The organism is Streptacidiphilus jiangxiensis (genome assembly GCF_900109465.1).
In the GTDB taxonomy this organism is placed as follows: Bacteria; Actinomycetota; Actinomycetes; order Streptomycetales; family Streptomycetaceae; genus Streptacidiphilus; species Streptacidiphilus jiangxiensis.
The window spans coordinates 266,903-285,884 of sequence record NZ_FOAZ01000010.1 but is presented as its reverse complement, the minus strand read 5'-3'; the positions used below and the strand labels follow the sequence as shown (position 1 = coordinate 285,884).

15 protein-coding genes, 1 other RNA gene and 1 pseudogene are annotated in these 18,982 nt (G+C 72.7%); 14 read left to right on the top strand and 3 right to left on the bottom strand.

Features of this window, described 5'->3' with window-relative positions:
- Positions 1 to 68: 68 nt before the first annotated feature.
- The 3 genes from BMY61_RS20990 to ssrA all read left to right on the top strand — a co-directional run bounded on the left by BMY61_RS20990 (position 69) and on the right by ssrA (position 2,232).
- Complete coding sequence (locus BMY61_RS20990) at positions 69 to 1,187, top strand: S41 family peptidase (protein ID WP_042458915.1); 1,119 nt, start codon at positions 69 to 71, stop codon at positions 1,185 to 1,187.
- Positions 1,188 to 1,264: 77 nt separating this feature from the next.
- Positions 1,265 to 1,750 carry an SsrA-binding protein SmpB gene (smpB, locus tag BMY61_RS20985; protein WP_042458911.1) on the top strand — a complete coding sequence of 162 codons (486 nt, stop codon included), beginning with the start codon at positions 1,265 to 1,267 and terminating at the stop codon, positions 1,748 to 1,750.
- A 113-nt stretch (positions 1,751 to 1,863) separates the two neighbouring features.
- Positions 1,864 to 2,232: a transfer-messenger RNA gene (gene ssrA, locus BMY61_RS20980) on the top strand.
- 49 nt (positions 2,233 to 2,281) lie between these two features.
- Here ssrA and BMY61_RS20975 read toward each other — a convergent pair.
- Positions 2,282 to 2,830, bottom strand: a complete 549-nt coding sequence (locus BMY61_RS20975) for a flavoprotein (protein ID WP_042458907.1) — start codon at positions 2,828 to 2,830, stop codon at positions 2,282 to 2,284.
- Positions 2,831 to 2,900: 70 nt separating this feature from the next.
- Entirely contained in the window at positions 2,901 to 4,103 is a 1,203-nt protein-coding gene (locus BMY61_RS20970; RefSeq protein ID WP_042458902.1) for an FAD-dependent oxidoreductase, read from the bottom strand.
- Positions 4,104 to 4,167: 64 nt separating this feature from the next.
- Between BMY61_RS20970 and BMY61_RS20965 the strand changes: the two genes are divergently transcribed.
- The 6 genes from BMY61_RS20965 (at position 4,168) to BMY61_RS20940 (ending at position 11,754) form a co-directional block, all read left to right on the top strand.
- Positions 4,168 to 4,773, top strand: a complete 606-nt coding sequence (locus BMY61_RS20965; RefSeq protein WP_042458899.1) for a PadR family transcriptional regulator — start codon at positions 4,168 to 4,170, stop codon at positions 4,771 to 4,773.
- 124 nt (positions 4,774 to 4,897) lie between these two features.
- Positions 4,898 to 6,022: a winged helix DNA-binding domain-containing protein gene (locus tag BMY61_RS20960; RefSeq protein ID WP_042458893.1), complete on the top strand. Its 1,125-nt coding sequence runs from the start codon at positions 4,898 to 4,900 to the stop codon at positions 6,020 to 6,022.
- Between the two features lie 149 nt (positions 6,023 to 6,171).
- The gene (locus BMY61_RS20955) at positions 6,172 to 8,433 is read left to right on the top strand and encodes a HelD family protein (RefSeq protein WP_042458956.1); all 2,262 of its coding nucleotides are present in this window, start codon (positions 6,172 to 6,174) and stop codon (positions 8,431 to 8,433) included.
- A gap of 352 nt (positions 8,434 to 8,785) precedes the next feature.
- On the top strand, positions 8,786 to 10,237 hold the full coding sequence (locus BMY61_RS20950) for an NAD-dependent malic enzyme (protein ID WP_042458891.1): 1,452 nt from the start codon (positions 8,786 to 8,788) through the stop codon (positions 10,235 to 10,237).
- A gap of 373 nt (positions 10,238 to 10,610) precedes the next feature.
- Positions 10,611 to 10,892, top strand: coding sequence for an HU family DNA-binding protein (locus BMY61_RS20945; protein ID WP_042458888.1), 282 nt, complete (start codon positions 10,611 to 10,613; stop codon positions 10,890 to 10,892).
- Positions 10,893 to 10,995: 103 nt separating this feature from the next.
- Positions 10,996 to 11,754: a GNAT family N-acetyltransferase gene (locus tag BMY61_RS20940; RefSeq protein WP_042458885.1), complete on the top strand. Its 759-nt coding sequence runs from the start codon at positions 10,996 to 10,998 to the stop codon at positions 11,752 to 11,754.
- Positions 11,755 to 11,877: 123 nt separating this feature from the next.
- Here BMY61_RS20940 and murA read toward each other — a convergent pair whose 3' ends face one another.
- Positions 11,878 to 13,197 (bottom strand): UDP-N-acetylglucosamine 1-carboxyvinyltransferase, encoded by a 1,320-nt coding sequence (murA, locus tag BMY61_RS20935; RefSeq protein ID WP_042458882.1) that lies wholly within the window; start codon positions 13,195 to 13,197, stop codon positions 11,878 to 11,880.
- Positions 13,198 to 13,438: 241 nt separating this feature from the next.
- On the opposite strand from murA, the gene BMY61_RS20930 reads away from it, so the two are divergent.
- The 5 genes and pseudogenes from BMY61_RS20930 to BMY61_RS45105 all read left to right on the top strand — a co-directional run.
- Complete coding sequence (locus tag BMY61_RS20930) at positions 13,439 to 14,017, top strand: YqgE/AlgH family protein (RefSeq protein ID WP_042458878.1); 579 nt, start codon at positions 13,439 to 13,441, stop codon at positions 14,015 to 14,017.
- Between the two features lie 94 nt (positions 14,018 to 14,111).
- Positions 14,112 to 14,402: a DUF3039 domain-containing protein gene (locus tag BMY61_RS20925; protein ID WP_042458875.1), complete on the top strand. Its 291-nt coding sequence runs from the start codon at positions 14,112 to 14,114 to the stop codon at positions 14,400 to 14,402.
- Positions 14,403 to 14,481: 79 nt separating this feature from the next.
- On the top strand, positions 14,482 to 16,080 hold the full coding sequence (locus tag BMY61_RS20920) for a beta-N-acetylhexosaminidase (RefSeq protein WP_042458871.1): 1,599 nt from the start codon (positions 14,482 to 14,484) through the stop codon (positions 16,078 to 16,080).
- 176 nt (positions 16,081 to 16,256) lie between these two features.
- On the top strand, positions 16,257 to 17,093 hold the full coding sequence (locus BMY61_RS20915) for an FAD binding domain-containing protein (protein ID WP_174514574.1): 837 nt from the start codon (positions 16,257 to 16,259) through the stop codon (positions 17,091 to 17,093).
- A gap of 35 nt (positions 17,094 to 17,128) precedes the next feature.
- A pseudogene (locus BMY61_RS45105) lies at positions 17,129 to 17,623 on the top strand ((2Fe-2S)-binding protein); the annotation flags it as partial.
- Positions 17,624 to 18,982 lie beyond the last annotated feature (1,359 nt).

Sequence of the window (18,982 nt, the reverse complement as noted above, 5' to 3'; positions counted from 1 at the left end):
ACTGCTTCCGGGGCTTTTCGTCGGGTGAGCACCCTCGGAACGGGCGCTCGCCCCTAGACTCTTCTGCCATGTCACCCACGCGGCGCGCCCTTCGGCTCCAGTTCACGCTGGCGCTGGTGTTCGCGGCGGTCTGCGCGATCGGCGCGGGAACGGGAGCCTGGGGCAGCGAGGGCGGCCCGGCGCCGGCAGCGCCGCGCTCCGGCCATGTCGGCGACGCGGCCTCGCAGGCGGTCGGCGACCGCTGGACGGCCGACTACACGCCCGAGCAGTTCGCCGCCTACAGCGAGGCGTTGGACGGCCACTACGTCGGCGTCGGGCTGTGGCTGGCCCGTTCGCCCCAGGGCGCGGTCACGGTGACGCGCACCCTTCCCGGCTCGCCCGCGGCACACGCCCGACTCGCCGCCGGGGACCGCCTGCTGGAGATCGACGGCACCCGCGTCGACGGCCGGCCGGTCACCCAGGTCGTCGCGCTGTTGCGCGGCGGCGCGGCCGGCAAGGTCGGCTCGGAGGTGACGCTGCTGCTGCAACGCGGCACGCAGCAGTGGGCGGTGGCGTTGCGCCGGGCCGTGCTGGACGAGGACGACGTGCGCGTCGACCATCCTGAGGCGGGGGTGACGCGGATCAGCATGGACGCGTTCACGGTCGGCGTCTCCGAGCAGGTGCAGGCCGCCGTCCGGCAGGCGCGGCTGCATCCCGACCGCGGCGGCCGCGGCATCCTGCTGGACCTGCGTGGCAACTCCGGCGGCCTGGTGGCCGAGGCGGTGGCCACCGCGTCGGTCTTCCTCGACGGCGGGCCGGTGGCCCGCTACCGACCGGTGGACGGCGGCCCGGAGCAGACGCTGACGGCCGCGCCGGGCGGGGACACCGCGACACCGCTGGTGGTCCTCGTCGACGGAGGCACGATGAGCGCGGCGGAGCTGGTCACCGGCGCGCTGCGGGACCGCGGCCGGGCGGTGGTCGTCGGCGGGCCGACGTTCGGCAAGGGCGCCGTGCAGGCGCCGCAGGCGCTGTCCGACGGGGTCGTGCAGGAGCACACCGTCGGCCACTACCTCACCCCGTCCGGCACCTCGCCGGACGGGCAGGGCATCCAGCCCGACATCGCCGTCCCGCCGGACGCGAGCGCGCAGACCGCCGAGGACACGGCGCTGACCGTGCTCGACGACCTCAGCGGCGGCGACGGGCAGTAGCGGGGCCCGCTGTCGCGCCGTCCCGGTGTTTAAGCCCGTGCCGAAGCGGCGGCCGAAGTGCGAGAATGTCCGGCACTATGGCGAAGAAGAAAGACGACCCGCGCAACAAGCTCATCGCCTCCAACAAGAAGGCGCGGCACGACTACAACATCATCGACGAGTACGAGTGCGGGATGGTGCTCACCGGCACCGAGGTGAAGTCCCTGCGCCAGGGCCGGGCGTCCCTCGTCGACGGCTTCGCCGACGTGACCGGCGGCGAGGCCTGGCTGCAGAACGTGCACATCATGGAGTACGCCCAGGGCACCTGGACCAACCACGCGGCGCGGCGCAAGCGCAAGCTGCTGCTGCACAAGTGGGAGATCCAGAAGCTGGAGCAGAAGCTGAAGGAGACGGGCTTCACGCTGGTCCCGCTCTCCCTCTACTTCAAGGACGGCCGGGCCAAGGTCAGCATCGCGCTGGCCCAGGGCAAGAAGCTCCACGACAAGCGGCAGACCCTGCGCGAGAAGCAGGACCGGCGCGAGACCGACCGCGCGGTGGCCGCGGCGCGCCGCCGCCAGCGGTAATCAACTGGACCATGCACTCCGCGTGGCCGTAGCATGGACAACGCCCCGGGTGGTCCCCACCAGCCGCGGGCGGTCTCGAAGAGACCTTGACAACTGAAGAGCAGCACCCACATGGGGGTGATCGGTTTCGACTGGGGATGTCGAGGCAGAGGAAGCGAGCCGAGGAAGCGGCAATGATCTCGTTAACCACGGGCCGCAAAAAATAATCGCCAATAACACGCGATCCACCTTCGCCCTCGCCGCCTGAGCGAGTATCCGAAGGAGTCAGACCGGGCGCGTCTCCGTCCCGGAGCCTGGCTTAATCTAGGAGACTCCACCGCTCGACCCGGTCACGGGGTAGTGCGGAAAACCTAACAGTGGCTGGGCCCGTCGGGAGCTTGTCTGCGTGACTCCCGGGGCCGAGAAAATCACAGCAGACTGCGCTCGGAGAAGCTCTGGTTCCGCACCACAGGACGCGGGTTCGATTCCCGCCACCTCCACCGACCCCATGTAACGAAGAGCCGCCCGGCCTTGCCGGGCGGCTTTTTCGCGTTACGGCGCCGGGTGCTGCAGCGCGTTGCGGGCCTCGTGCAGGGCGAGGGCCCAGCCGAAGTCGGGGGTGTCGTCCTGTCCGGGGGCGGTGTTCGTCTCGGGGAGCACGACGCGGGCCCCGGCCAGGCGGAGCGTCTCGACCGAGCGGGCGTACTGGGGGTGCGCGGCGAGCGCCGCGTTGACGCAGGGCAGCGCCACGGTCGGGATGCCTCGGCCGAGCGCCTCGGCCGCGTAGCCGACGACGAAGGAGTCGGTCAGGCCGAGGGCCCAGCGGTTGATCGTGTTGAAGGTGGCCGGGGCCAGCAGGACCACGTCGGCCGTGGGCCAGACGTCCTCCTCGCCGGGCAGCTTGTAGTGCGAGCGGACGGGAGCCCCGGTCAGGGCCTCCAGGCCGGCGAGGTACGGGTGCAGCCAGCGCGCCGCGGTGGGGGTGAGCCCGAGGCACACCCGCCACCCGTCGGCCTGCGCCTGCTCCACGGCTGCGGCGATGGTGAGCACGGGTTGCGCGCCGGTGCCGAGCAGGTAGAGGACGGGTTGATCGCCTGTCATGGCGACAACCCAACCCCGAATTGGGTGGATCTTGCAAGTGCACCCCGGATCGGGGCGTTGGGCGGGGCGTTCAGCCCACGGGGGCCTCGAAGTCGATCGGGTAGCGGAACTGCCAGGCGTTCTTCTCCGGCTTCGTCATCTTGAACATCACCGGCAGCAGCGCGTCGCGGACCACGCGGGCCACCGGCCCGGCCGCCTTGCGGGCGTTGGTGCGGGCCGTCTCCTTGATGATCCGCTCGACCCGCGGACGGCGCAGCTCCTCGTAGCGGGCCAGCGCCTGCGGCAGCGGCAGGTCGCGCAGGCAGCGGGCGAGCTCGACGGAGCTCTCGGCGGCGAGCGAGGCGCCCTGGCCGGAGCTGGAGGACGGAGCGTGGGCGGCGTCCCCGGTGAGGACGAGCCGGCCCCGGCTCCAGACCACGTTGGTCGGCATGTTCTCCGTGCTGCCGGTGAAGAGCATCGCCTCGGGGTCGGTGGCGTCCAGCATCTGCGCGGCCGGGGTGGCGTCGCCCTCGCAGACCTGCTTGAGGTGCGCCAGCCAGTGGGCGCCGCCCTTCTCGCGCTGCTCGTTGACCGAGAGCGGCTGCGGCACCGGCAGGTTGACGAACCAGATGCCCGTGCCGTCGTCCAGCACCTGCCAGGCGAAGAAGCAGCGCTTGCCGAACGCCATGATCATCATTCCGTCCGTGGGCGCGACGCCCGCGTCGCGGACCATGGCGCCGAAGCCGGCGGTGCCGGCGAACTGCGGGGCGGGGGAGCTCGGGTCGATCAGGCGGCGGACCGTGGAGCGCAGGCCGTCCGCGCCGATCAGCACGTCGGCCGTGGCGGTGGTGCCGTCCGCGAAGCGGGCGGTGACGCCGTCGGCGTCCTCCGTCGCGTCGACGATGCGCTTGCCGTGGACGGTGGTGATGCCGCGGGCCTCGGCGGCCTGGCGCAGGGTGCGGAAGAGCTCGCTGCGCATCACGAAGCGCGTCGGGTCCAGGCCGGGCAGGGTGCCGAAGGTGGCGAGCCGCCGGCCGTTCCAGCTCTGCAGCACGATGCCGTTCATCGGCGTGCTGACCGCGCGGATCGCGTCACCGACGCCGATCGCGTCGAACGCCTCGAAGCCGTTCGGGGCCAGGCCCATGCCGCCGCCGACCTCGTCGGCCGGGCCGTCGTAGGCCTCGTAGATCGTCGCCGCGATGCCGGCCTGCTGCAGCGCCATCGCGGTGACGGGGCCGGCGACACCGCCGCCGACGACCAGTGCGGAGCGAACCTTGCCAGTCGTGATGTCCATGGCTCGATAGTTGCACTGCAACTAGTCGCGAGTCAACTAGTTCTGCAGTGGGTAGCATCAGAGCATGAGCGCTGCGCCCCGGAGTTCCCCGCTGGCCCTGACCGTGCTGGCCCTGCTGCACTACAGGCCGCTGCACCCCTACGGCGTGCAGCGCCTGCTCAAGGAGTGGGGCAAGGACCAGGTCGTCAACGTCGGGCAGCGGGCCGGCCTGTACCGGACCATGGACCGGCTGCTGGAGGCGGGCCTGATCGCCGTCCGGGAGACGGGCCGGGACGCGCAGTACCCCGAGCGCACGGTCTACGAGGTGACCGACGCGGGCAGCGAGGTCGCGCACCGGTGGCTGGACGAGATGCTGTCCACGCCCAAGCAGGAGTTCCCGGAGTTTCCTGCTGCGCTCTCGCTGCTGATGCTGCTGACTCCTGCGGCGATGCGCGACGCGCTGTCCCGCCGCGCGGCCACCCTGGAGCGGACGCTCGCCGCGCAGGCCGCGGACCTGGCGCGCGAGTCCGAGGGCGGGCTGCCGAGGATCGCCTCGCTGGAGGGCGAGTACGTGCGGACGATGACGGCGGCGGAGCTGGGGTGGCTCCACGGGGTGCTGGCCGATCTCGACGCGGGACGGCTGGCCTGGTCCCCGGAGGAGCTGCTCGCGCTGGCGAACGACGGCGAGTAACCCCAGGGGCGCGAGGAACTGCGCGACAAGCCCACCGTGGGCCTTGAGATCCCGAGCGGGCAGCGCCATCCGCCTGGGGTGGGTTGCTCGCGCAGTTCCTCGCGCCCCTGGGATAGTGCAACGCATGGCCGCTTCCAAGCTCGACGACCGGCGTCTCAACCGAGCGTTGATGGCGCGTCAGTTCCTGCTCGCGCGGGAGGACGCCGCGCCGCTGTCGGTGGTGAACCACCTCGTCGGGCTGCAGTCGCAGATCCCGCAGAACCCCTACACCGCGCTCTGGTCCCGGATCACGGGATTCGACCCCGCCGAGGCCTCCGCCCTGCTCGCCGAGCGCGAGACCGTCCGGCTCTCCACTCTGCGGGGCACGATCCACCTGCACGACGTCGAGGACGCCCTGCTGCTGCGGGCCTTCTGCCAGGGCGTGCACGAGGCCACCGCCTTCGGGGAGCGGGTCGTCTTCCGCAAGCAGCTCGCCGGGATCGAGCCGGAGGCGCTCTACGAGGCCGGGCGGGATCTCCTCGCCGCCGCGCCGATGACGCCCGCCGCGCTCGGGAAGGCGCTCGCCGAGGCGTTCCCGGGGTACGAGCCGACGGCGCTCGCCACCGCCGTGCGCTACAAGCTGTCGCTGGTGCAGGTGACTCCGCGCGGGGAGTGGGGACGCAGCCAGGCGGCAACGCTGACCACCGTGGAGGCGTGGTTGGGCCGCCCGCAGCGGCGGCCGGACGCGGCCGCCGTCGAGGCGCTCACGTTGCGCTACCTGGCCGCCTTCGGGCCGGCGAGCGTGCAGGACATGCAGAGCTGGTGCGGGGTGACCCGGTTGGGGGAGGTGTTCGAGCGGCTGCGGCCGCGCCTCGCGGTCTTCGCCGATGCCACGACCGGCCGCGAGCTCTTCGATCTGCCCGAGGCCCCGCGTCCCGACCCCGGGACGCCCGCTCCGCCGCGCTTCCTGCCGGACTACGACAACGTGCTCATCGGCCACGACAACCGCGCCCGGGTGCTGGACGAACAGGCGCGCGGGTGGCTGGGGGCGAACAACAACGGCTACCGGCCGGCCCTCCTGGTCGACGGCAGGGTCGCGGGGGTCTGGTCGTTCGGGAAGCCCAAGCGGAAGGGCGCGCCGGCCGTGCTGGAGGTCGAGCTGTTCGGCCCCCAGCGGGCCGCCGCCCGGCGCGAGATCGAGGCTGAGGCCGCCGACCTGCTGGATTTCCTGGCGCCGAAGTCCGCGGAGCGTGACCTCCGCCTCCACTGAGAGGGTCCCGAGGGCGTAGGATCAACAGTTCCCTTTTTCGTGAGGGGAGCCGCACCAGCCCACGACGGACCAGAGGGGAACCCTTGGCCTCGCCCACCCGCCCGTCCGCGGAGTCCGCTCGGTCGAGCGACCACAGAGCCGACCAGACCCTGATAGACCGCGAGATCGCGGTCGAACAGGCGCATCTCGACACGGTCTACCGCCGTCTCGGCGAGAAGCTCGCCGAGGCGGAGTTCCTGCTCGACGACGCCATCCGCAAATCCCACGCCGGCACCCCCGGCGCGCTGGCCGAGCGTGACGCGCAGGCCTACCAGGCCGGACGTCACCTGCAGCGGTTGACGAACGAGTTCGAGGACTTCCTCTTCGGCCGGATCGACCTGCAGCAGCCGGACCGTCCGGAGGAGGACGGCTTCCCCTCGCAGACCCCGCTCGACCCAGCCGACCCGAACATCGCCGAGACGCTGCACGTCGGCCGCCTCGGCGTGCTCGACGCCGAGTACGGCCCGCTGGTCATCGACTGGCGCGCGCCCGCCGCCGCGCCGTTCTACCGGGCCACCCCGCGCCAGCCGGGACGCGTGGTGCGCCGCCGGGTGATCCGCTCGCGCGGCCGCAAGGTGCTGGGCGTCGAGGACGACCTGCTCCGCCCCGACCTGGAGGCGCGCCTTTCCGGCGAGCCGCTGGCCGTCGTCGGCGACGGCGCGCTGATGGCCACCCTCGGCCGGGCGCGCAGCCACTCGATGCGCGACATCGTCTCCTCGATCCAGCAGGAGCAGGACGAGGTGATCCGCGCGCAGGCCGCCGGCGCGACCCTGGTCACCGGCGGGCCGGGCACCGGCAAGACCGCCGTGGCCCTGCACCGCGCCGCCTACCTGCTCTACCACGACCGCCGCCGTTACGCGGGCGGCATCCTGGTGGTCAGCCCCACCCCGCTGCTGGTCTCCTACACCGAGGGCGTGCTCCCGGCGCTGGGCGAGGAGGGCCAGGTGGCGATCCGCGCCATCGGCGGCCTGCTCGACGGCGAGGAGGCGGACCGCTACGACACCCCCGAGACGGCCCGGGTCAAGGGCTCCTCGCGGATGCTGCCGCTGCTGCGCCGGGTCGCCCGTGCCGCCCTGGACGGCCCGGACACGCCCGCCGAGCTCCGCGTCGTCGCCCAGGGCGAGGTGCTGAAGCTGGACACCCATGCCCTGCGCGACCTGCGCCGCAGCGTGCTCGGCGGCAACACCCCCGTCAACCTGCTGCGCCCGCGGGCCCGCCGGATGCTGCTCGACGCGCTGTGGACGCGACTGCTGCGCGGCCGCCCGACTCCGGTGGACCGCTACGAGCGCGAGGAGCAGCAGCGCCAGCGGGAGGCCTTCGACGAGTACGTGGCCGACGAGGACGTGTTCCTGGACTTCCTGGAGGCCTGGTGGCCGGCGCTCACCCCGCGCCGGGCCCTGGCCGTCCTCGCCGACCAGCGCCGCCTCGGCGGGCTGGCCCGCGGCTCCTTCAGCCGCGCCGAGCTGCGGGGGCTGACCGACTCGTGGAAGCACCTGGACCGGCAGGGCCGCGGCGGCGTGTCGGTGGCCGACGTGGCGCTCCTGGACGAGCTGAACACGCAGCTGGGCGAGCCGTATCGGCCGCGGGTGCGCGAGGTCGACCCGATGGACCTGCTGACCGGCCTGGACGAGGTCACCACCTACGGTGACCGGCAGCGCCGTGACCAGGACCAGCGTGCCGCCTCGGCGGCCGAGCGCCGCGACTACGCCCACGTGATCGTGGACGAGGCGCAGGACCTGACCCCGATGCAGTGGCGGATGGTGGGCCGCCGCGCCCGCAACGCCACCTGGACCATCGTCGGCGACCCGGCGCAGTCGTCCTGGATCGACCCGGCCGAGGCGCAGGCGGCGATGGACGAGACGCTGGCGGGGAAGCCGCGTCGGCGCTTCACGCTGACCACCAACTACCGCAACCCGGCCGAGATCGCCGACGTGGCCTCGCGCATCCTGGCCCAGGCCGCGCCGGGCACGGAGCCGCCGGTGGCGGTGCGCTCCACCGGTGTCGAACCGCGTTTCGCGGCGGTCGCGGACGAGGACGCGCTCGGCGGGGCCGCCCGTGCGGAGGTCGCGCGGCTGCTGGCGGAGGTCGAGGGCACCGTCGGCATCGTGGTGCCGATGGACCGCCGCGAGGAGGCGCGCTCCTGGATCGCGGGTCTGGGCGAGCGCGCGGTGGCGCTGGGCAGCCTGGAGGCCAAGGGCCTGGAGTACGACGCCACGGTCGTCGCGGACCCGTCCGGGATCGCGGGGGAGTCGGAGGCGGGCCTGCGGGTCCTCTACGTGGCGCTGACGCGCGCCACGCAGCGGCTGACGGTGCTGAGCGGTCCGCTGGACCTGCCGGACTCGGCGGGCGTTCCCGCGCTGCTGCACGGCTGACGCGAGGTCAACGAGAAGGGGCTCCCCACCGGTGCGGTGGGGAGCCCCTTCTGACTTTCCGTCTTAGTACGACACCGACCCGCCATGCTCGCCTCGCGGCAAGTGGTCCCTCTGAGGGACGAAGGTTGGGCCCGGGGGCTTGGATCGAGCCGGTGTCGCACAGCCAGAGTAACAAACGCCTCCCGGAACGCATTCCCCTCAGCCGAAGAAGAGCCGAAGAGAGGAGCAGGGGAGGCGCCGGAGAAGGGCCGGAGGAGCCGCTCGTGGAACAATATTTCCGCCTACCGACAAGTAGGTGCGACCATCGAGGTCGAACTCCACAGTTGCGCGGTACAGGAAGAAGGCAACGTCGATGACGGCGGTCCCCAGTGTCTCCAACTCGATCACGGTGCGCCTGGAGGTCCCGGCCAGGGGCAACGCGGTGAGCCAGATCACCACCTCGGTGGAGTCCTCCGGCGGCACGGTGACCGGGCTCGACGTCACGTCCTCCGGGCTCGAGGCGCTGCGGATCGACGTGACCATCGCCGCCGCCTCGGTCGCGCACGCCGAGGAGATCGTCGAGAAGCTGCGCACCATCGAGGGCATCTCCATCGGCAAGGTCTCCGACCGGACCTTCCTGATGCACCTCGGCGGCAAGATCGAGATGTCCAGCAAGCTCCCGATCCGCAACCGTGACGACCTCTCGATGATCTACACCCCCGGCGTCGCCCGGGTCTGCATGGCGATCGCCGAGAACCCCGACGACGCCCGCCGCCTCACCATCAAGCGCAACAGCGTCGCCGTGGTCACCGACGGCTCCGCCGTGCTCGGTCTCGGCAACATCGGCCCCAAGGCCGCGCTGCCGGTCATGGAGGGCAAGGCGGCCCTGTTCAAGCGCTTCGCGGGCATCGACGCCTGGCCGATCTGCCTGGACACCCAGGACACCGACGAGATCGTCGCCATCGTCAAGGCGATCGCCCCCGGCTTCGCCGGCATCAACCTGGAGGACATCTCCGCGCCGCGCTGCTTCGAGATCGAGGCCCGGCTGCGCGAGGCCCTCGACATCCCCGTCTTCCACGACGACCAGCACGGCACCGCGATCGTCGTGCTCGCCGCGCTGATGAACGCGCTGCAGGTGGTCGGCAAGCACATCGGCGACGTCCGCGTCGTCATGTCCGGCGCGGGCGCGGCCGGCACCGCGATCCTCAAGCTGCTGATGGCGGCGGGCGTGCAGCACGCCACCGTCGCGGACGTGAAGGGCGTCGTCCACCTCGGCCGCGACGACCTGAACGAGTCGCTGCGCTGGATCGCGGAGAACACCAACCGCAGCAACCGCACCGGTTCGCTCAAGGAGGCCGTGCGCGGCGCCGACGTCTTCATCGGCGTCTCCGCGCCGAACGTCCTGGACGGCGAGGACATCGCGGCGATGGCCGAGGACGCCATCGTCTTCGCGCTGGCCAACCCCGACCCGGAGGTCGACCCGGCCGTCGCCCGGCAGACCGCCGCGGTCGTCGCCACCGGCCGCAGCGACTTCCCGAACCAGATCAACAACGTGCTGGTCTTCCCGGGTGTCTTCCGCGGCCTGCTGGACGCGCAGAGCCGCACCGTCAACACCGAGATGATGCTGGCCGCGTCCCGCGCGCTGGCCGCGACGGTGGGCGCGGAGGAGCGCAACGCCAACTACATCATCCCGTCCGTCTTCCACGCCGACGTGGCCAAGACCGTCGCCGCCGCCGTCCGTGAGGCGGCCGTCGCCGCGGGCACGGCCCAGGCGCCGACCACCTCCCCGGGTGACACCGGGTCCTTCCCGGTGATCGGCGGCTGACACCCGGGCCGCACCCGCCCGGTGCCCGTTCGGACCACAGGCTGACCTGCGTTTGGGGCCATCGGACCGCAACCGATACGGTGGCCCCGGCGCGTCGTTTACGACAGTTCCGGAAACGTCCGCCTAGAGTGACCGGCGGGAGTCCCATCGGCGCGCGCGGGAGCGTGGCGCTGTTCGTGTGACTCCCGCGGGTGCCGGATTCGCTTTCCCGGCGGCTATGGGGGCAGGATTCGTGCTCAGGCACAGCCCCATCGCCTGTCGGGACGTCATCGCAGCCAGAGCACGGCTGCTCGATGGCTCGGCTCGGCAGCCGAGGCGGCGGTCCTCCGGGGCAGCCGAGGACCGCAATGCGACAGACCACTATGGAGTACACATGAACCGCAGCGAGCTGGTGGCCGCGCTCTCCGAGCGCGCCGAGGTGACCCGCAAGGACGCCGACGCCGTCCTTTCGGCCTTCGCCGACATCGTCGGCGACGTCGTCGCCAAGGGCGACGAGAAGGTCACCATCCCCGGCTTCCTGACCTTCGAGCGCACCCACCGTGCCGCTCGTACCGCCCGCAACCCGCAGACCGGCGACCCGATCCAGATCCCGGCCGGCTACAGCGTCAAGGTCTCCGCGGGTTCGAAGCTGAAGGAGGCCGCCAAGGGCAAGTGAGCCCTGGCGTCCCCACGAGCCGGTCACCCCGCAGCCGCGGGGTGGCCGGCTCGTGGCGTTTATCCGGAGGCGTGACGGGCCGGGCGCCTGCTTGACTGAGCGGATGATCTCAAGCGAACTGGACCGGGTCGCCTCCTTCCTCGCCTCCTTCGCCCGCCGCCAGGCGGCGCTGACGACGGACTTCCCCGGCGGCTTCGCGGTGCGCGACCCCGCATACGCGCGATCCTGGGAGCACAACCAGGTCGTCGTGGACGGTGACACCGACCCGGAGCTGCTCGCCGGCCGCGTGGACGCGCTGCTGGACGGTCTGGGGCACCGGATGGTCACCGTCCTGCCAGGACCCCTGGGAGACGCCTGCGCGCCGTTCCTGAAGGCCGTCGGATACCAGCAGGGAGCAGCCCTGGTGATGATCCATCGGGGAGCCCGCCCCGCTGCGACACCGGCCGCCGAGGAGGTGGACCTGGACACGCTGCGACCGGCGTTGACGCTCCAGGAGCGGGCGTTCTGGCCGGAGTCCGACGAGGAGACGGTCCGTCACCTCGTCGAGCGGCGCGCGACCCGTCTGCGGGGCGCCGACGAGGTCCGGTTCCTGGCCGTGCGGGACGCGGACGGCTCCGTCGCGGCCTGGGCCGACCTCTACCAGGACCGGGCGGCCGGCGTCGCACAGGTCGAGGACCTGGTGACCGCCGAACCCCACCGCGGCCGCGGCCACGCCGCGACGGTGCTGGCCACGGCCCTGCACCGGGCGGCGGACGCGCAGCTCCTCTTCCTCCTGGCCGACGCGGACGACTGGCCGAAGGAGTGGTATGCCCGCGGGGGCTTCGAGCCGGCGGGCACGGTGCACGTCTTCACCAGGCGGTAGTTGCACTACTCAGGGGCGCGAGGAACTGCGCGACAAGCCACCGGCGTGCAGATGGTCCTCAACGAGCAGGGCCATCCGCATCGGGTGGTTTCTCGCGCAGTTCCTCGCGCCCCCCAAGCGCCTTTACGGCGCTTCGATCTGCGCGCCCAGCGCGCGCAGCTTGTCCATGAAGTTCTCGTAGCCGCGGTTGATCAGGTCGATGCCGTGGACGCGCGAGGTGCCCTGCGCGGCCAGCGCCGCGATCAGGTAGGAGAAGCCGCCGCGCAGGTCGGGGATGACCAGCTCGGCGCCCTGCAGCTTGGACGGGCCGGAGACGACCGCCGAGTGCAGGAAGTTGCGCTGACCGAAGCGGCACGGCGTGCCGCCGAGGCACTCGCGGTAGAGCTGGATGTGCGCGCCCATCTGGTTCAGCGCGGAGGTGAAGCCGAGACGGGACTCGTAGACGGTCTCGTGGACGATCGACAGGCCGGAGGCCTGCGTCAGGGCCACGACCAGCGGCTGCTGCCAGTCCGTCTGGAAGCCCGGGTGCACGTCCGTCTCCAGGGCGATGGCCTTCAGCTCGCCGCCCGGGTGCCAGAAGCGGATGCCGTCGTCGTCGACCGAGAACGCGCCGCCGACCTTCCGGAAGGTGTTCAGGAAGGTCATCATCTCCAGCTGGCGGGCGCCGTGGACGTAGATGTCGCCCTGCGTCGCCAGCGCCGCGCACGCCCAGGAGGCCGCCTCCAGGCGGTCCGGGATGGCGCGGTGGTTGTAGCCGCCCAGACGGTCCACGCCGGTGATGAGGATGGTGCGGTCGGTGCCCATCGAGATGATCGCGCCCATCTTCTGCAGCACGCAGATCAGGTCGACGATCTCCGGCTCGATGGCCGCGTTGCGCAGCTCGGTGACGCCCTCGGCCAGCACCGCGGTCAGCAGCACCTGCTCCGTCGCCCCCACCGACGGGTAGGGCAGCTCGATCTTGCAGCCGCGCAGCCGCTGCGGGGCGTTGAGCACGGTGCCCTGCGGGTGCTTCTCGATGACCGCGCCGAACTGCCGCAGCACGTCGAAGTGGAAGTCGACCGGGCGGCCGCCGATGTCGCAGCCGCCGAGGCCCGGGATGAACGCGTGGCCGAGGCGGTGCAGCAGCGGGCCGCAGAAAAGGATCGGGATCCGCGAGCTGCCGGCGTGCGCGTCGATGTCGGCGACGTTCGCGCTCTCGACATAGGTCGGGTCGAGCACCAGCTCGCCCTCTTCCTCGCCGGCGCGCACGGTCACCCCGTGCAGCTGCAGCAGGCCGCGCACGACCTTGACGTCACGGATGTCCGGAACGTTGCGCAGCCGGCTCGGCTCGTGACCCAGCAGGGCCGCCACCATGGCCTTGGGCACGAGGTTCTTCGCGCCGCGGACACGGATCTCACCCTCCAGCGGCGTTCCGCCGTGGACGATCAGGACATCGTCGGTCATGTTCTCGCGATCCTGGGGAGGTCGGGGGAGTCGGATGGTCAAGAAGGTGCGCAAGGGTGCACGCGCCCTGAGAGATGGTAATGGTCGTGTCCACGGTTCCCGTCCGCCGCAGATGCGCTCCGTGCCTGGCGGGGGCGGAGATCGGGGGTGCGGGCCTGTGGGCAAGGTCACGGCAGGACATGGGAGGACCGGGCGGCAGGACCGCGCGTTCGCGTGCCGTAGCGGCGCCGGGTGCGGGATCATGTCTGGCATGACGGAGTCCGTCTCGCTCACCGGGCGTCTGCTCGTGGCCACGCCGGCCATGACGGACCCCAACTTCGACCGTGCCGTGGTCCTCCTGCTGGACCATGACGCCGAGGGCTCGCTCGGCGTCGTGCTGAACCGGCCCACGCCGGTGGAGGTCGGCGCGGTGCTGGAGCCGTGGGCGGACTTCGCGGGAGAGCCGCCGGTGATCTTCCAGGGTGGCCCGGTCGGGCTGGACTCCGCGCTCGCGTTGGCCGTCGTCCCCGGCGAGCAGGGCGAGGGCGAGGTGCTGGGCTGGCGCCGGGTGCACGGCGCGATCGGCCTGGTGGACCTGGAGGCGCCGCCGGAGGTCCTGGTCGGGGAGCTCGGTGCGTTGCGTGTCTTCGCCGGCTACGCGGGCTGGGCTCCCGGGCAGTTGGAGGACGAGCTGCTGGAGGGGGCCTGGTTCGTGGTGGACTCCGAGCCGGGCGACGTCTCGGTCACCGCCCCGGAACGGCTGTGGCGCGCGGTGCTGCGCCGCCAGCGCGGCGAGCTGGCTCTGGTGGCGACGTACGCGGACGATCCCACTCTGAACTGAGCCGCTGGACCGAGCGCGGCCGAGGGCGGTACGTGGCGAAGCCCTCGCCCGGGTCTGGACCGTTCCGTACCGCGCCGAACTAGACTTGCGCACCATGAGCACCCTTGAGCCCGAGCGCGCGACCGGTACCGGCACCCTGATCGAGGAGGTCCCGCAGACCTCCCATGGCGACGGCGATCACGAGCGGTTCGCGCACTACGCCGACAAGAACAAGATCATGGAGAGCGCGCTGAGTGGCACGCCCGTGGTCGCGCTCTGCGGCAAGGTCTGGGTGCCCAGCCGCGACCCGAAGAAGTACCCGGTCTGCCCCCTGTGCAAGGAGATCTGGGAGGGCATGGAGGCCGGCGACGACAAGGGCAAGGGCGGCAAGGGCAAGGACAAGTAGCCGGGCGGGTCCGCGGTGCCCGGCGAGTCGGCACTATTGGTCTAGTCCTTGGGCGGGGCGGCGCGGCAGGATGGGGCGCATGAACCTCATCCCCGCGCCGTTGTCCCTCACCCGGCCCGCCGGGGCGGGCCGCTATGACCTGACCGCCGACACCGCGCTCGGCAGCGCGCCCGGCGCGGAGCCGGTCGCGGCCTGGCTCCGGGCGGAGCTCGGCGCGGCCACGGGCCTGCCGCTGCTGCCCGGTCCTGGCGGACTCCGGTTGACCCTGGACCCTGGCCTCGCCGCGGAGGGCTACCGCCTCGTCGTCGACGCCGACGGCGTGCGGCTGGACGGCGGCAGCCCCGCCGGCCTGTTCTGGGGCGCGCAGACGCTGCGCCAGTTGCTGGGCCCGCAGGCGTACCGCCGTGCGGCGATCGCGGCGGACGCCTGGTCCCTGCCGCACCTCACGATCGAGGACGCGCCGCGCTTCGGCTGGCGGGGCCTGCTGCTGGACGTGGCCCGCCACTTCCTCCCCAAGGCGGACGTGCTCCGCTATGTCGACCTCGCCGCCGCGCACAAGCTCAACGTGCTGCACCTGCACCTGACCGACGACCAGGGCTGGCGGGTCGAGATCAAGCGTTACCCCCGCCTCGCCGAGGTCGGCTCCTGGCGCGAGCGCTCGATGGTCGGCTACCGCGACGGCAACCGCCGCGACGACCGCCCCCACGGTGGCTTCTACACCCAGGACGACCTGCGCGAGATCGTCGCCTACGCGGCGGCCCGCCACATCACCGTCGTCCCCGAGATCGACATCCCCGGTCACTCGCAGGCCGCGATCGCGGCCCACCCCGAGCTGGGCAACGTGGACGTGGTCGACACGGCGGCGCTGGCGACGTTCACCGACTGGGGCGTCAACCCGAACGTGCTCAACGTCGAGGACGCCACGCTGCGGTTCTACGAGCACGTGCTGGAGGAGGTGCTGGAGCTCTTCCCCTCCACCTTCGTCCACCTCGGCGGCGACGAGTGCCCCAAGGAGCAGTGGCGCGCGAGCGCGGCGGCCCAGGCCCGGATCAAGGAGCTGGGGCTCGCCGACGAGGACGAGCTGCAGAGCTGGTTCCTGCGCCACTTCGACCGCTGGCTGGCGGCGCGCGGACGGCGCCTGATCGGGTGGGACGAGATTCTGGAAGGTGGGCTCGCGCCTGGAGCGGCGGTGTCCTCGTGGCGCGGGTACGAGGGCGGGATCGCCGCGGCGCGGGCCGGGCACGACGTGGTGATGTGCCCCGAGCAGCACGTCTATCTCGACCACCGGGAGTCGGCGCGGCCGGACGAGCCGATCCCCGTCGGCTTCGTGCGCACCCTCGAGGACGTCTACCGCTACGAGCCCGTTCCGCCGGAGCTGCGTCAGGACGCCGCGGCGGCCGGGCACGTGATCGGCACTCAGGCGAACGTCTGGACGGAGTTCATGGACGACGCCCGCTCCGTGGACTACCACGCGTTCCCGCGCCTTGCCGCGTTCGCGGAGGTGGCGTGGTCGGAGCTGCCCCGCGAGCCGGAGGCTCGCGACTTCGCGGACTTCGCGGAGCGGATGACCGAGCACTACGCGCGTCTGGACGCGCTCGGCGTCGAGTACCGCCATCCCGCCGGACCCCGTCCGTGGCAGACCCGTCCCGGCGTCGTGGGCCGCCCGCTCGAAGGCTGACCTCGGGTGGCCACCCCCAGGGGCGCGAGTCGCCCCTTCGGAACCGTGTGCCATGGTTGTCCCTCCACGCCGCAACAGGAGGGTGCGCGACGGGTGCGTTTCCACGTACCGTACGGCCAGGAGGGTGGCGGCGTGAGCGGCCCGAGCACGGTGGGACACGAGTGAACCAGACGATCATGCTCCCGGCCTCGTTGGACGAGGCCGTCCGCGCCATGGCGGAGTCGCCGGGGGCGGTACCGGTCGCGGGCGGGACCGACCTGATGGGTGCGGTCAACGCGGGCCTGCTGCGCCCGATGGCGCTGCTGGGGCTGGGGCGGGTCACCGAGCTCAGAGGCTGGCAGTACCAGGACGGCGCGGCCCTGCTCGGCGCCGGTCTCACCCACTCCCGCATGGCCCGGCCGGACTTCGCCGCGCTGATCCCCGCCCTCGCCGAGGCCGCCGCGACCGTCGGTCCGCCGCAGGTCCGCAACGTCGGAACGCTCGGCGGCAACATCGTCAGCGCCCACCCGTCCGGTGACACCCTGCCGGTGCTCGCCGCGCTGGAGGCGACCGTGACGCTCGTCGGTGCGGACGGCGCCCGAGAAGTGGCGGTCAGTCACCTTCTGACCGGTTTGGACCCGCTGCGATCGGGCGAGTTGCTGGCATTTGTCCGAGTTCCGCTGCTGCACGCCCCGCAGGTGTTCCTGAAGTCGGGCGGCCGCACCGGGCCGGCCCGCGCCGTCGCCTCGGTCTCGCTGGTGCTGGACCCGGCCCGCCGGGCCGTGCGCTGTGCGGTCGGCGCTGTCGCGCCCGTGCCGCTGCGGCCGCTGGAGGCCGAGCAGTGGGTCGCCGGCTGCATCGACTGGGACGGGGAGCGTACCGTCGACCCGGGCGTGGCGCAGGCGTTCGGCGAGTACGTCGCCTCCGCGTGCGTACCGGACACAGGGAGCGAGAGCCCTGTCCCCACGACGGCGCGGCTTCGGCGTACCGTGTCCGTACTGGCCCGCCGCGCACTCGGGAGGGCGCTCAAGTGACGGACTTTCTGACTTCCCCGCTGGGGTTCGGCGCGGACGACTCGCCGCGCAGCTCCTACACGCTGCACGTCAACGGCGTGGAGCGCCCGGTCGCGGACGCGTGGATCGGCGAGAGCCTGCTGTACGTGCTGCGCGAGCGGCTGGGGCTGGCCGGTGCCAAGGGCGGCTGCGAGCAGGGCGAGTGCGGGGCCTGCTCGGTGCAGGTCGACGGCCAGCTGACCGCCGCCTGCCTGGTGCCCGCCGCGCTCGCCGCCGGTGTCGAGATCCGCACGGTCGAGGGCCTGGCCGAGGAGGGCGTGCCCTCCGACGTGCAGCAGGCGCTGGCCGACAGCGGTGCCGTGCAGTGCGGTTACTGCGCGCCGGGCCTGGCCATGGCCGTGCACGACCTGCTGGAACGCAACCACCACCCCAGCGAGCTGGAGGCCCGTCAGGCGCTCTGCGGCAACCTCTGCCGCTGCACCGGCTACCGGGGCGCGCTCGCCGCGGTCCAGGCGGTCGCCGCCTCCCGCGCGGACGACGAGGACGCGCCGGAGGAGGAGTCGACCGCCACTCCGTTCTTCGGCGACGGCCCCGCCGACGCCCTGATCGAGGCCACCTCCCCGGTCGAGGAGCTGATCCCGCTCCCCGCCGCCGCCGGTCACGACGAGGCGGAGCTGGACCCGTACGAGCCCTACGAGTCGTACGAGTCGTACGAGCAGTCGCCGCAGGGTGAGGACGACGGGTACGACGTGGAGGCGGAACTGCCGGTCTACGTCGACGTCCCGCCGCAGCACGGCGGATACGACGGCGGCTACCCGGCTCCCGGCTACCCGCAGCAGGACGGCTACCCGCAGCCGGAGGCCTATCCGCAGCAGGGCTACGCCACCGGCACCTACGACCAGCCCCACGACCAGCCTCACGAGCAGCCGTACGGCGGCGGCCAGGGCCCCTACCCGGGTGGCCCGTTCGGCGGCCGGTTCCCGAGCCAGGCCGACGGCTCCGACGTCCGCTCGGCCGCGGGTGAGGCCGGCGGAACGCTGCTGATGACGGCGCCGGGCGGCACGCAGGAGATGCCGGTCGTCGGCGGGGCCGCCGCCGGCCCGGCGACGGGGGAGTTCCACCTGACGCCGGACCACGCGACGGGTGAGTTCGCGACCGGCCAGTTCGCCACCGGCCAGTTCGCCACGGGCCAGTTCGCGACCGGCCAGTTCGCGACGGGTGAGTTCGCCACCGGTGAGTTCCCGACGGGTGAGTTCGCCACCGGTCAGTTCCCCGCGGGGGAGTTCGCGACCGGCTACGCCGTCGCGGACCATTCCGGTACGGACCATGGCCAGCAGGACTATCCCGCCGGCGCGTACTCCGGGGCGACCGTGCCCGAGCAGGCGGTGGCCGAGCCCGCCGGCGCCGCTGGGGCCGCGTCGGCCGGGAGGGTGTCCGGGCAGACCGGGGAGCTGCGCCTCGGCTCGGGCCTCGGTGCCGGTCTCGGTGCGGGCATGAGGGCCCAGGCGGCCGCGCGGCGACGGGGCGCCGTCGACCAGGCCGACCCGACGCCCTCGCCGGCCCCGGTGCCCTCCGCCGCGACCTCCGGAGGGTCCTTCGCGGGCGCGGCGACCAGCGCGGCGGGCCTGCCGTCCGACGTCACCGGCTCGTTCCACGTCGGCACGATCTCGATGCCGGTGGTGTCCGGGCCCGAGGCCGACGGCTTCGACGCCGGTCAGGTCGCGGACCAGCCCTACGAGTACGGCCGCGCGTCCGGGGTGCCCGGTGGGCTCGACCCGGCGACCGGTGTTTACGTCCTGCCCCACCAGCACGGCCAGGAGTCCGGTTCGTGAGCACCCCCTCCAGCCCGTCCGACGCGGCCGGGGCCACCGGCGCCGCGGGCGGCAATGGCGAGACCACGCTGACCAACC

Coding starts and splice junctions, on each gene's coding strand:
- BMY61_RS20990 (WP_042458915.1), top strand. CDS start 69: ATGTCACCCACGCGGCGCGCCCTTCGGCTCCAGTTCACGCTGGCGCTG.
- smpB (WP_042458911.1), top strand. CDS start 1,265: ATGGCGAAGAAGAAAGACGACCCGCGCAACAAGCTCATCGCCTCCAAC.
- BMY61_RS20975 (WP_042458907.1), bottom strand. CDS start 2,830: ATGACAGGCGATCAACCCGTCCTCTACCTGCTCGGCACCGGCGCGCAA.
- BMY61_RS20970 (WP_042458902.1), bottom strand. CDS start 4,103: ATGGACATCACGACTGGCAAGGTTCGCTCCGCACTGGTCGTCGGCGGC.
- BMY61_RS20965 (WP_042458899.1), top strand. CDS start 4,168: ATGAGCGCTGCGCCCCGGAGTTCCCCGCTGGCCCTGACCGTGCTGGCC.
- BMY61_RS20960 (WP_042458893.1), top strand. CDS start 4,898: ATGGCCGCTTCCAAGCTCGACGACCGGCGTCTCAACCGAGCGTTGATG.
- BMY61_RS20950 (WP_042458891.1), top strand. CDS start 8,786: ATGACGGCGGTCCCCAGTGTCTCCAACTCGATCACGGTGCGCCTGGAG.
- BMY61_RS20945 (WP_042458888.1), top strand. CDS start 10,611: ATGAACCGCAGCGAGCTGGTGGCCGCGCTCTCCGAGCGCGCCGAGGTG.
- BMY61_RS20940 (WP_042458885.1), top strand. CDS start 10,996: ATGATCTCAAGCGAACTGGACCGGGTCGCCTCCTTCCTCGCCTCCTTC.
- murA (WP_042458882.1), bottom strand. CDS start 13,197: ATGACCGACGATGTCCTGATCGTCCACGGCGGAACGCCGCTGGAGGGT.
- BMY61_RS20930 (WP_042458878.1), top strand. CDS start 13,439: ATGTCTGGCATGACGGAGTCCGTCTCGCTCACCGGGCGTCTGCTCGTG.
- BMY61_RS20925 (WP_042458875.1), top strand. CDS start 14,112: ATGAGCACCCTTGAGCCCGAGCGCGCGACCGGTACCGGCACCCTGATC.
- BMY61_RS20920 (WP_042458871.1), top strand. CDS start 14,482: ATGAACCTCATCCCCGCGCCGTTGTCCCTCACCCGGCCCGCCGGGGCG.
- BMY61_RS20915 (WP_174514574.1), top strand. CDS start 16,257: ATGCTCCCGGCCTCGTTGGACGAGGCCGTCCGCGCCATGGCGGAGTCG.